General features: G+C 66.7%; 13 protein-coding genes. 12 read left to right on the top strand and 1 reads right to left on the bottom strand.

The features are described 5' to 3' along the window. Window position 1: 1 nt before the first annotated feature. The 11 genes from PO78_RS21090 to PO78_RS21040 all read left to right on the top strand — a co-directional run bounded on the left by PO78_RS21090 (window position 2) and on the right by PO78_RS21040 (window position 9,955). Entirely contained in the window at window positions 2-361 is a 360-nt protein-coding gene (locus tag PO78_RS21090) for a 2Fe-2S iron-sulfur cluster-binding protein (protein WP_004265891.1), read from the top strand. Window positions 362-458: 97 nt separating this feature from the next. Next, window positions 459-1,388 carry a catechol 2,3-dioxygenase gene (locus PO78_RS21085; RefSeq protein ID WP_004265889.1) on the top strand — a complete coding sequence of 310 codons (930 nt, stop codon included), beginning with the start codon at window positions 459-461 and terminating at the stop codon, window positions 1,386-1,388. A 145-nt stretch (window positions 1,389-1,533) separates the two neighbouring features. Further along, window positions 1,534-2,994 (top strand): 2-hydroxymuconic semialdehyde dehydrogenase, encoded by a 1,461-nt coding sequence (locus PO78_RS21080; RefSeq protein WP_004265886.1) that lies wholly within the window; start codon window positions 1,534-1,536, stop codon window positions 2,992-2,994. Window positions 2,995-3,008: 14 nt separating this feature from the next. After that, on the top strand, window positions 3,009-3,791 hold the full coding sequence (gene dmpE, locus PO78_RS21075; RefSeq protein ID WP_043746672.1) for a 2-oxopent-4-enoate hydratase: 783 nt from the start codon (window positions 3,009-3,011) through the stop codon (window positions 3,789-3,791). 29 nt (window positions 3,792-3,820) lie between these two features. Next, window positions 3,821-4,609 (top strand): 2-oxo-3-hexenedioate decarboxylase, encoded by a 789-nt coding sequence (gene dmpH / locus PO78_RS21070; RefSeq protein ID WP_004265878.1) that lies wholly within the window; start codon window positions 3,821-3,823, stop codon window positions 4,607-4,609. 155 nt (window positions 4,610-4,764) lie between these two features. Then, on the top strand, window positions 4,765-5,937 hold the full coding sequence (locus PO78_RS21065; protein WP_043746669.1) for an ABC transporter substrate-binding protein: 1,173 nt from the start codon (window positions 4,765-4,767) through the stop codon (window positions 5,935-5,937). A 106-nt stretch (window positions 5,938-6,043) separates the two neighbouring features. Next, window positions 6,044-6,910, top strand: coding sequence for a branched-chain amino acid ABC transporter permease (locus PO78_RS21060; protein WP_004265873.1), 867 nt, complete (start codon window positions 6,044-6,046; stop codon window positions 6,908-6,910). A gap of 4 nt (window positions 6,911-6,914) precedes the next feature. Next, a complete protein-coding gene (locus PO78_RS21055) occupies window positions 6,915-7,880 on the top strand; it encodes a branched-chain amino acid ABC transporter permease (RefSeq protein ID WP_012585808.1) in 966 nt (321 codons plus the stop codon). Beyond that, window positions 7,877-8,653 carry an ABC transporter ATP-binding protein gene (locus tag PO78_RS21050; RefSeq protein WP_004265868.1) on the top strand — a complete coding sequence of 259 codons (777 nt, stop codon included), beginning with the start codon at window positions 7,877-7,879 and terminating at the stop codon, window positions 8,651-8,653. The genes PO78_RS21055 and PO78_RS21050 overlap by 4 nt, the downstream gene beginning before the upstream one ends. Next, window positions 8,646-9,359, top strand: coding sequence for an ABC transporter ATP-binding protein (locus PO78_RS21045; RefSeq protein ID WP_004265867.1), 714 nt, complete (start codon window positions 8,646-8,648; stop codon window positions 9,357-9,359). Before PO78_RS21050 ends, PO78_RS21045 begins: the two co-directional genes overlap by 8 nt. A gap of 20 nt (window positions 9,360-9,379) precedes the next feature. Then, the gene (locus PO78_RS21040) at window positions 9,380-9,955 is read left to right on the top strand and encodes a hemerythrin domain-containing protein (protein WP_004265854.1); all 576 of its coding nucleotides are present in this window, start codon (window positions 9,380-9,382) and stop codon (window positions 9,953-9,955) included. 202 nt (window positions 9,956-10,157) lie between these two features. Here PO78_RS21040 and PO78_RS21035 read toward each other — a convergent pair whose 3' ends face one another. Beyond that, entirely contained in the window at window positions 10,158-10,871 is a 714-nt protein-coding gene (locus tag PO78_RS21035; RefSeq protein WP_004265851.1) for a GntR family transcriptional regulator, read from the bottom strand. Between the two features lie 301 nt (window positions 10,872-11,172). Here PO78_RS21035 and PO78_RS21030 point away from each other — a divergent pair, with 301 nt between their 5' ends. Next, window positions 11,173-12,024 (top strand): 3-hydroxybutyryl-CoA dehydrogenase, encoded by an 852-nt coding sequence (locus tag PO78_RS21030; protein ID WP_004265849.1) that lies wholly within the window; start codon window positions 11,173-11,175, stop codon window positions 12,022-12,024. Window position 12,025: the final 1 nt, after the last annotated feature.

Raw genomic sequence — 12,025 nt, 5'->3', positions numbered from 1 at the left:
CATGAACGCCCCCGCGCCGAAGGTCTTCCACCAGGTGACGATCGTCGAGACCGGCGAGGTTTACCGCTGCCGTGAGGACGAGACCCTGCTCGCGGGCATGGAGCGGCTTGGCAAGCGCGGCATCCCGGTGGGCTGTCGCGGCGGCGGTTGCGGCGTGTGCAAGGTGCAGGTCGAGGCCGGCGAGTACAGCAAGCGCGTGATGAGCCGGGCCTACGTCAGTGCCGAGGAGGAGGCCGCCGGCATCGTCCTCGCCTGCCGCGTGAAGCCGCTGTCGGACCTCCGCCTGGCGGTGCTCGGCAAGATGAAGAAGAACGTGTGCGCGACGCCGTCAGCGGCGGCCGCGGACGCAAGGCAGTCGTAGAAACAGGCGGGCGCGACCCGCCGCATGAGAACCCGGGGAGCGCGGGTCGCACGAGGCGCCCGCAACCCCGTCCGTGACCCCTGAGAGGAGATGCAAGATGGCAACTACCGGAGTGATGCGTCCTGGCCACATCCAGCTGCGCGTGCTGGATCTGGATGAAAGCGTGGCCTTTTACAAGGACGTGCTCGGGCTCGTCGAGACCGGCCGCGATGCAGCCGGCCGTGTGTATTTCAAGGCCTGGGACGAGCGCGACCACAATAGCGTGATCCTGCGCCAGGCCGACCGTGCCGGCGTGGACCTGATCGGCTTCAAGGTCAAGGACAAGGCGACGCTCGAGCAACTCGACAAGGACCTGCAGGCCTACGGCGTCGCCACCGAGCGCATCCCGGCCGGCGAACTGCTCGAGACCGGCGAGCGCGTGCGCTTCACCATCCCGACCGGCCACGTCATGGAGCTGTATGCCGAAAAGACCGACGTCGGCAACGGCCAGCCCTACACCAACCCGGATCCGTGGATCGCCGCCTCCGAGCACGGCATCGCTCCGCACCGCTTCGACCATTGCCTGCTCTACGGCCCGAACCTCGAGGAGAACCTCAAGCTGTTCACCGAGGTGCTCGGCTTCCACCTCGTCGAGCGCGTGCTGCTCGAAGACGGCAAGTCCCTGCTCGCCACCTTCATTTCCTGCTCGCACAAGGCGCACGACCTGGCCTTCGTCGCCCACCCCGAGCCGGGCAAGCTGCACCACCTGTCCTTCCTGCTCGACAGCTGGGAGAAGGTGCTGCGCGCGGCCGACATCATGTCGATGAACCGGGTGTCGATCGACATCGGCCCGACCCGCCACGGCATCACCCGCGGCTCGACGATCTACGCCTTCGACCCCTCGGGCAACCGCTTCGAGACCTTCTGCGGCGGCTACGAGACCTATCCCGACCACGCGCCGATCACCTGGACCTTCGACGAGGTCGGCGCCGGCATCTTCTACCACGACCGCAAGCTCAACGAGCGCTTCCTGACCGTCGTGACCTGACCTGGTCCGCATGCCCGGCGCATCGCGCCGGGCATGCGCCAGGACGCACCCCCCGACCCCATCCCCGACGCCGCCCGCCCGACGAGGCCACGACGAAAAGCGGCAACACAATCCAGCAACGTTCGAAAACGTAACGGGAGAAATCATGATCGCTGACAAGATCCTCAACTTCATCGACGGCGAATACGTCGCCACCGACAAGTGGTACGAGAACCGCAACCCGATCAACAACAAGGTGATCGGCATGGTCGCCGAAGCCGGCGAGAAGGAAGTCGACGCCGCCGTCAAGGCCGCCAAGGCCGCGCTGAAGGGCCCCTGGGGTTCGATGTCGCTGCAGAAGCGCATCGAGTTGCTCGAGGCCCTGGTGGTCGAGATCAACAACCGCTTCGACGACTTCCTCGAGGCCGAGTGCGCCGACACCGGCAAGCCCAAGAGCATGGCCTCGCATGTGGACATCCCGCGCGGTGCGGCCAACTTCAAGGTCTTCGCGGACATGGTCAAGAACGTTCCGACCGAGTTCTTCGAGATGACGACGCCCGACGGCGGCAAGGCGATCAACTACGGCTATCGCCGTCCGGTCGGCGTGGTCGGCGTGATCTGCCCGTGGAACCTGCCGCTGCTGCTGATGACCTGGAAGGTCGGCCCGGCGCTGGCCTGCGGCAACACCGTGGTCGTCAAGCCCTCGGAAGACACCCCGCGCACCGCCGCGCTGCTCGGCGAGGTGATGAACAAGGTCGGCATCCCCAAGGGTGTCTACAACGTGGTCAACGGCTTCGGCGCCAACTCCGCCGGCGCCTTCCTGACCGCCCACCCGGACGTCGACGCGCTCACCTTCACCGGCGAGACCCGCACCGGCGAGGTCATCATGAAGGCGGCGGCCAACGGCTCGCGCCCGGTGTCGCTGGAAATGGGCGGCAAGAACGCCGCGATCGTGTTCGCCGACTGCGACTTCGACAAGGCCATCGAAGGCACCCTGCGCTCCGTCTTCCTGAACTGCGGCCAGGTCTGCCTGGGCACCGAGCGTGTGTATGTCGAGCGCCCGATCTTCGACAAGTTCGTCGCCGCCCTGAAGGCCGGCGCCGAAGGCATGAAGATCGGCGTGCCGGACGATCCGGCCGCCAACTTCGGCCCGCTGGTCAGCAAGAAGCATCAGGAGAAGGTGCTGTCCTACTACAAGGTCGCCGTGGAAGAAGGTGCGACCGTGGTGACCGGTGGCGGCGTGCCCCAGATGCCGGGCGAACTCGCCGATGGCTGCTGGGTGCAGCCGACCATCTGGACCGGCCTGCCGGAAACCGCCCGCGTGATCAAGGAAGAGATCTTCGGGCCGTGCTGCCACATCGCCCCCTTCGATACCGAGGAGGAAGTGCTGGAGAAGGCCAACGACAACAAGTACGGCCTGGCCTGCGCGATCTGGACGCAGGACGTCTCGCGCGCCCACCGCGTCGCGCAGAAGATGGAAGTGGGCATCTCGTGGGTGAACAGCTGGTTCCTGCGCGACCTGCGCACCCCCTTCGGTGGCTCCAAGCAGTCGGGCATCGGCCGTGAAGGCGGCGTGCACTCGCTCGAGTTCTACACCGACCTCAAGAACGTCTGCATCAAGCTGTAATAGGAAGATCGTACATGGACCAGAAAACCATCGAAGCCCTGGGCGATTCGCTCTACGACGCGCTCGTCGCGCGCACGCCGATCGCGCCGCTGAGCGCCGCGCATCCCGACATGACGATCGAGGACGCCTACCACGTGCAGCAGCGCATGATCGCGCGCCGCCTCGAGAACGGCGACCGCGTCATCGGCAAGAAGATCGGCGTCACCAGCAAGGCGGTGATGAACATGCTGGGCGTGCATCAGCCCGACTTCGGCTACCTGCTCGACAGCATGGTCTTCAACGAGGGCGAGTCGGTCGACATGGACACGCTCATCCAGCCCAAGGCCGAGGGCGAGATCGCCTTCCTGCTCAAGAAGGACCTGCAGGGTCCGGGCGTCACCGCGGCCGACGTGCTCGCCGCGACCGAAGGCGTGATGGCCTGCTTCGAGATCGTCGATTCGCGCATCCAGGACTGGAAGATCAAGATCCAGGACACCGTGGCCGACAACGCCTCGTGCGGCGTGTTCGTGCTCGGCGACCAGCTGGTCGACATCGCCGACCTCGACCTCGCGCTCGCCGGCATGGTGCTGGAGAAGAACGGCGAGATCGTCGTCACCGGCGCCGGCGCGGCCACCATGGCCCATCCGGTCAACGCCATGGTGTGGCTGGCCAACATGCTCGGCTCGCTCGGCATCGCGCTCAAGGCCGGCGACATCGTGCTCTCGGGTGCCATGGGCGCCATGGTCCCGGTGGCGCGCGGCGACAACCTGCGCATGACGATCGGCGGCATCGGCGGCTGCTCGGTGCGCTTCGTCTGACCCGCCCCCAATCCAACAGGAAACTTCCAATGAAACTGAATCAGCAAACCATCGAACAACTGGCCGAACACCTCGAGAACGCCGAACTGCAGGCCTTCGAAGTGGTGAAGATCACCGAGGCCCATCCCGACATGGACTGGGACGACGCCTACGCGATCCAGGCCGAGATCCTGCGCCGCAAGCTGGCGCGCGGCAACCGCGTGGTCGGCCTCAAGGCCGGCCTGACCTCGCGCGGCAAGATGAAGCAGATGGGCGTCGACACCCCGGTGTTCGGCTGGCTCGTCGACTACTTCAGCGTGCCGGACGGTGGCGAGATCAAGACCAGCGAGCTGATCCACCCGAAGGTCGAGCCCGAGATCGTGTTCGTCACCAAGCGCGCGCTCAAGGGCCCCGGCTGCCACATCGGCGCGGTGCTCGCGGCGACCGACTTCGTCATGCCCGGCATCGAGATCATCGATTCGCGCTACAAGGACTTCAAGTTCGACCTCAAGAGCGTGATCGCCGACAACTGCTCGTCGACCCGCTTCGTGCTCGGCGGCCAGGCGGCGCCGGTCGCCGGCCTGGATCTGCGCACCCTGGGTGTGGTCCTCGAGAAGAACGGCGAGCCGGTGGCGGTCGGTGCCGGCGCCGCGGTGCTCGGTCACCCGGCGGCGGCGATCGCGGCCCTGGCCAACCACCTCGGCGCGCGCGGCGAGGAGATCCCCGCGGGCACCATGATCCTGTCGGGCGGCGTCACCGAGGCGGTCTCGGTGCAGGCCGGCGACAGCGTCAACCTGCGCATCCAGTCGCTCGGCAGCGTCAGCACCCGTTTCATCTGAGGCCTCCGCCCTCGTCGGCGCGCGGCCGCCGAGGCGGCCGCGTTTCCAGCCCCGTCGCGGCACAGCCCGTGCCGCGACGGGGCCGATCGAATCCGCAAGACGATGCGTCGTCCAGAAGACGCACGAATCCAACCCACCTGCAAGGAAGAGACATCATGAAGAGCACGTTCAAACTCGCCGGCAACCTCGCCCTGACCCTCGCGCTGGCCGCTGCCGGCATCGGCGCCGCGAACGCGGCCGACAAGGTCAAGGTCGGCCTGATGCTGCCCTACACCGGCACCTACGCCGCGCTCGGCACCGCGATCACCAACGGCTTCAAGCAGTTCGTCGACGAGAACGGCGGCAAGCTCGGCGGCCGCGAGGTCGAATACTTCACCGTCGACGACGAGTCCAACCCGGCCAAGGCGACCGAGAACGCCAAGAAGCTGGTCTCGCGCGACAAGGTCGACGTGCTGGTCGGTACCGTCCACTCCGGGGTCGCGCTCGCCATGGCCAAGGTGGCCCGCGACACCAAGACCCTGATGATCGTCCCCAACGCCGGCGCCAACGAGCTGACCGGCCCGCTGTGCTCGCCCTACATCTTCCGCTCGTCCTTCTCGGCCTGGCAGCCGTCCTACGCGATGGGCGAGGCGCTTGCGAAGAAGGGCATCAAGAACGTCGCCACGGTGACCTGGAAGTACTCCTTCGGCGAGGAGTCGGTCGCCGGCTTCAAGGAAGCCTTCGAGAAGGGGGGCGGCAAGCTCGTCAAGGAAATGACCTTGCCGTTCCCCAACGTCGAGTTCCAGCCCTTCCTGACCGAGATCGCCGCGGCCAAGCCCGATGCGGTGTTCGTCTTCTTCGCCGGCGCCGGCGCCGCCAAGTTCGTCGCCGATTATGCCGCGGCCGGTCTCAAGAACAGCATCCCGCTGTACGGCCCGGGCTTCCTCACCGACGGCAACCTCGGTGCGATGGGCGGAGCGGGCGAGGGCCTGCTCACCACACTGCACTACGCCGACGGCCTGACCCACGCCAAGGATGCGGCCTTCCGCACCAAGTACGCCACGACCTACAAGCTCCAGCCCGACGTCTATGCGGTGCAGGGCTACGACGCCGCGCAGATGTACGAGGCCGGCCTGAAGGCCGCCGGCGGCGATCCGGAGAAGCAGGGAGAGATCATCAAGGGCATGGAGTCCGCCAAGATCGACAGCCCGCGCGGCGCCTTCACGCTGTCCAAGGCGCACAACCCGGTGCAGGACATCTACATGCGCCAGGTCAAGGGTGATCAGAACGTGATGCTCGAGGTCGTCTCCAAGGGCCTCGAGGATCCCGCCCGCGGCTGCAAGATGTAAGCCTTCAGCCTCGCAGGGGCGGCCGCTCGGGCCGCCCCCCAATCCCGTTCCTTCTTGAACCCTGATCGATCCTGACAGGCGCATGCCTGCCGGGAGGGGGAGTGTCATGGATTTCGCAAGCTTCCTGATCCAGACGCTGAACTCGCTGCAGTACGGATTGCTGCTTTTTCTGGTGGCAAGCGGACTGACGCTGGTGTTCGGCATCATGGGCATCATCAACCTGGCGCACGGCAGTTTCTACATGATCGGCGCCTACCTGGCCTTCGTGCTCACCAGCGCGACCGGCAGCCTGGTGCTGGCGGTGGTGCTCGGCATCCCGCTGGCGCTGGCCTTCGGCGCCTTCCTGGAGTGGGCGCTGTTCTCCCACCTGTACAAGCGCGACCACCTCGAGCAGGTGCTGCTCACCTACGGCCTCATTCTCATCTTCGAGCAGCTGCGCAGCCTGCTCGTGGGCGACGATGTGCACGGGGTGGCGATTCCCGCCTTCCTCGACGCCTCGATCCAGCTCACCGAGGTCATGAGCTATCCGGTATACCGGCTGGCCATCTCGGCGATCTGCATCGTGCTCGCGGTCGCGCTCTACTACCTGATCCAGCGCACCCGCCTGGGCATGATGATCCGCGCCGGCAACGACGACCGCGGCATGGTCGAGGCGCTCGGCATCAACATCAACATGATCTACCGGGTCGTGTTCGCGCTCGGCGTCGCGCTCGCCGCGCTCGCCGGCATGCTGGCCGCGCCGATCTCGTCGGTGTTCCCGAACATGGGCAGCCACGTGCTCATCATCTCCTTCGTGATCGTGGTCATCGGCGGCATCGGCTCGGTGTGGGGCGCGCTCGTCGCCGCGCTGATCGTGGGCTTCGCCGACACCTTCGGCAAGGTCCTGGTCCCCGAGCTCTCCGGCATCGTGGTGTATGTGGTCATGGCGGTGGTCCTGCTGTGGCGCCCCGAAGGCATCCTGAAGAAGGGCTGAGACCATGAACGCAAATGCTTCCCTGATTCCCAAGCTGGTCGCGCTCGCGATCGTGGCCTGCGTGCCGCTGTCGGGCGAGTCCTTCTACATCGAGATGGTCGGCAAGGTGCTGGTGATGGCGATCTTCGCCATGAGCCTGGACCTGCTGGTGGGCTTCACCGGCCTGGTCAGCTTCGGCCATGCGGCCTACTTCGGCATCGCCGCCTACGCGGTGGCGATCCTGAGCCCCGAGTACGAGGCGGCCAGCCTGTGGTACGTGCTGCCCGCCTCGGTCGGCCTGTCCGCGCTCGCCGCCTTCGTGATCGGGCTCTTCGTGCTGCGCACCAAGGGCATCTATTTCATCATGGTGACGCTGGCCTTCGCGCAGATGGCCTACTTCATCTTCCACGACACCCCGCTCGGCGGCGGTTCGGACGGCAAGTACCTCAACAACAAGCCCTCTGCGTCCATCTTCGGCTGGGAGCCGTTCGACCTCACCAACGAAGTGCACATGTTCTATTTCGTGCTCGCGGTGCTGGTGCTGGTGTATCTGTTCCTGGCGCGCGTGCTGCAGTCGCCCTTCGGCCGCGTGCTGGTGGGCATCAAGAGCAACGAGCACCGCATGCAGTCGCTCGGCTACTACACCTTCCGCTACAAGCTCGGCGCCTTCACGCTGGCCGGCGCGCTCGGCGGGCTGGCGGGCTTTCTGTACGCCGTGCTGTCCGGCTTCGTGACCCCGGAGCTGCTGTCCTGGCACGAGTCGGGCAACGTGCTGCTGATGGTGATCCTGGGCGGCATGGGCAATCTCGCCGGCGCGATCGCGGGGGCCTTCGCCTTCGAGGCGATGCGCGAGATCTTCGCCGACATCACCAAGTACTGGCAGCTGCTGATGGGTGGCGTGATCGTCGCGGTCGTGCTGTTCCTGCCGGGTGGCCTGGCCGGCGTTCCGGGCCGTATCAAGCGCGCCCTGCAGGGAGGAGAGGCCAAATGAGCGTGACGACGAAGAACGAAGTCCTGCTGCAGGCGGACAAGCTGACCCGCCGCTTCGGCGGTCTGGTGGCGAACCAGGACATCAGCGTGACGCTCGAGCGCCAGATGATCCATGTGCTGCTCGGCCCCAATGGTGCCGGCAAGTCGACCTGCATCAACATGCTTTCGGGCGACCTGCCGCCGTCCGAGGGGCGCATCCACTACCTCGGCAGGGACATCACGGCGCTTACCGCGGCGCAGCGCTCGCAGGTGGGGATCGGGCGCAGCTACCAGCGCACCAACATCTTCCCGCAGTTCACCGTGCTCGAGAACGTGCGCCTGGCCGCGCAGTCGCGCCGCCAGCAACCGTGGCGCCTCTTCAGCAAGGCGATGGAGCAGAAGTGGGCGCTGGAGAAGGCGCGCGCCTGCATCGAGGAGGCCGGCCTGGGCAAGCGCGTCGACTGGGTGTCGGGCGTGCTCAGCCACGGCGAGCAGCGCCAGCTCGAGATCGCCATGGTGCTGGCCACCGACGCGCAGGTGCTGCTGCTCGACGAGCCGCTCGCCGGCATGGGTTCGGAGGAGTCGGCGAGCATGGTCGAGGTGCTCAAGCGCCTGCGCCAGACGCGCGGCATCCTGCTCGTGGAGCACGACATGGATGCGGTGTTCGCGGTCGCCGACATGATCACGGTGATGGTCAACGGCCAGCTGCTGGAGTGCGGGCCGCCCGCGCAGATCAAGGCCAGCGTGGCCGTCCAGCAGGCCTATCTGGGTACGGAGGACAGCTTCCATGTCTAACATGCTGCTCGAAGCCAAGGAGATCCACACCTACTACGGTGCGAGTCACATCCTGCACGGCATCGACTTCAACATCCGCGAAGGCGAGGGCATCGCCCTCATGGGCCGTAACGGCATGGGCAAGTCCACGCTGATCAAGAGCATGCTCGGGATCGTCCGCCCCAGGCACGGTCGGGTGCTCGTGCGCGGCGACGACTACACCAGGGCGCGCACGTTCCAGACCGCGCAGCAGGGCATCGCCTACGTGCCGGAAGGGCGCGGCATCTTCAAGAGCCTGAGCGTGCGCGAGAACCTGCTGATGTCGGCGCGCGCCGGCGTCGATGGTCGCCGCGAGTGGACCTTCGACCGCGTGATGGAGACCTTCCCGCGCCTGGGCGAACGCATCAACAACGGCGGCTGGCAGCTCTCGGGCGGCGAGCAGCAGATGCTCACCATCGGCCGTGCGCTGATGACCAACCCCGATCTGCTGATCCTCGACGAGGCCACCGAGGGCCTCGCGCCGCTGATCGCGATGGAGATCTGGCGCATCGTCAAGGAGATCCGCAAGACCGGCATCGCCACCGTGATCGTGGACAAGAACCACGGCGCAGTCACCAGCATCTGCGACCGCGCGATGATCCTGGTCAAGGGGCAGGTCGTATTCGACGGCACCAGCGACGAGATCCGCGCCCAGCCGGAGCTGATCCAGAAGCATCTCGGCGTCTGAGAGCAAGGAGGAAACCAAGCATGAGCAACAAGTCGCTGGACATCATCCATGACGAGCACCGCGCCCTCGCCGCGATGCTGAGCGGGTTGCGCGGGCTCGTCGCCTCGATCGAGGCGGGGCGGCTGAAGCCCGATTTCGAGCTGATGGCGTCGATGATCGAGTACATCGAGATGGTCCCGGAGAAGGTGCACCACCCCAAGGAGGACAGCTACCTCTTCGCCCGCCTGCGCGAGCGCAGCGCGGAGGCGCTGCCGATCATCGAGCGCCTGGAGGCCGAGCACCGCGAGGGCGATGCGCGCATGGCCACCTTGCGTGCGGCGCTCGAGGCCTACCGGCGCGAAGGCGAATCCGGCCTGGCGGGCTTCCAGGGCGCGCTCAAGACCTACATCGAGCACGAGTGGCAGCACATGAACACCGAGGAGCACCTGATCTTCCCGCTCGCCCGGAAGCACCTGAGCGCGGAGGACTGGGCGCACATCGACGCCGCCTTCCTCGCCAACGACAACCCCTGGCAGGGACCGGCGGGCAAGTACGCGGCGCTGTTCACCCGCATCGTCAACACCGCCCCGGCGCCGGTCGGGCTGGGCGGCGGTTGAGCACACGCTCCGGCGGAGATGGCCGCAGGCTTCGCGCGCCCCGCGGCCCTCTCCATCCCAGGCTCTCCCTCCCCGAAATCGAGCAGTTCGTCGTGGTTGCCTTCTGCGCGCCCGCGCAGAGGTGATTTCGGGTTTGGCCCGCTTCGGCGGGCCATTTTTTTGACTGTTCGCCGCTGTGCGGCGGCAAGCCCGGGTGGCCGGCTCAGTGGCTGGCGGTGGCGGCCTTGTCGAGGCTGACCGACTGCAGCGTCAGGCGGATGTGTTCGCCGAGCAGGCGGGTGGCAGTCTCGGCGTCACGCCCCATCGCGGCCTCGAACAGGGCGGCGTGCTCGTCGTGCAGCCGGCGCGTACCGTCGCTGCGACGCAGCGAGAGGTGGCGGTAGCGCTCGGCCTGGTGATAGAGGATGGACAGGAAGTGCTTGGTCCAGCGCGAGGGGCAGGCGGCGATCAGCACCTCGTGGAAGATGCGGTTGCGCTCTTCCCACTGCTCGCGATTGTTGCCTTCGGCGAGCTTCTCCTCCGCGCGCGTGAGGCGGTGGAAGGCGGCGGTGAGCTCGGCCTCCCAGGCCTCGTCGCCGAGCGTGATCGACTGGCGCAACGCGCTGCACTCGAGCATCACCCGCGTCTCGGTGATATCGGCGAGGTCCTCGAGCGAGACCGGGGCGACGCGGAAGCCGCGCTGGCCCTGCGACACCACGAGCGCATCCGAGGTGAGCAGCGAGAGGGCCTCGCGCAGCGTCGCGCCCCCCACGCCGTAGTCGTTCTTGATGTGCTCGATGCGCAGCTTCTCGCCCGGCGACAGGCGGCCCTCGATGATGTTGCGGCGCAGGCTGCGATAGGCCGCCTCGACCAGCGTCTTCGGTTCGGCGACCTCGGTTTCTTGGCGGACGGCGTAGGGAGGCGAGGTGTGGAGCATGATCTTGGAGAGGAAGGGGGACGGATGGAGGCCTCTCTAATGTAGCCGCTGCCCCGGGGGACTCACAAGAAAAATATCGAGAAATGATCGAAAAGCCGGCTTGCTTGCAGCGCTTCGCCCGAGCTGCCGAGCATCGAGAAACGCTTGGGTGGAGCGCCTTTCGATCCTCCCGCTGTGCGGCCGCGCGACGCTGGCACCCGCCCGCGGAATCCGCTAAAGTCCCCGCGCATACGCAGCGGTATGGAGACCGTCGTCCGGCGGCCGTTGCGTCGACCAAAATCCTGTGCGGAGAACGAAGGCGATGAGTATCGGCAAGATCGGAGTGGTGGGTGCGGGCACGATGGGTAACGGCATCACCCAGGCGTTCGCGGTCGCGGGGCGCAAGGTGGTGATGATGGACGTCGCCGAGGCGCAGGTGCAGCGCGGGCTCGCGACCATCTCGGCCAGCCTCGACCGCCTCATCAAGAAGGACAGGATGAGCGCGCCGCAGAAGGACGCCGCGATGGCCTGCATCACCACCGTGAGCTCGCTCGATGCGCTCGCCGACTGCGACCTGGTGATCGAGGCGGCGACCGAGAATGTCGATCTCAAGCTGCGCATCTTCGCCGACCTCGACCGTATCGTGAAGCCGGAGGCGATTCTCGCCAGCAACACCTCGTCGATCTCCATCACCCGCCTGGCCGCCGGCACCCAGCGTCCCGGCCAGGTGATCGGCATGCACTTCTTCAACCCGGTGCCGGTGATGGCGCTCGTCGAGCTGATCAACGGCCTGCAGACCTCGGCGGCGACCTACTCCGCGGTCGAGGACGTCGCGAAGGCGATCGGCAAGACGCCGATCAAGGTCAAGAACAGTCCGGGCTTCGTGGTCAACCGCATGCTGTGCCCGATGATCAACGAGGCGGTGTTCGCGCTCGGCGAGGGCCTGGCGACCGCAGCCGAGATCGACGAGGCGATGAAGCTCGGCTGCAACCACCCCATCGGCCCGCTCGCGCTGTGCGACCTCATCGGCCTGGACGTCGAGCTCGCGGTCATGCAGGTCCTCTATGAAGGCACCAAGGACCCCAAGTACCGCCCGGCGCCGCTGCTGGTCGAGATGCTCGAGGCGGGCTACCTCGGTCGCAAGAGCGGCAAGGGCTTCTACGACTACAAGTGAG

Origin of the sequence: Thauera sp. SWB20 (assembly GCF_000831325.1) — a bacterium.
GTDB classification, from domain to species: domain Bacteria; phylum Pseudomonadota; class Gammaproteobacteria; order Burkholderiales; family Rhodocyclaceae; genus Thauera; species Thauera aminoaromatica.
This window is presented reverse-complemented; position numbering and strand designations above follow the sequence as displayed.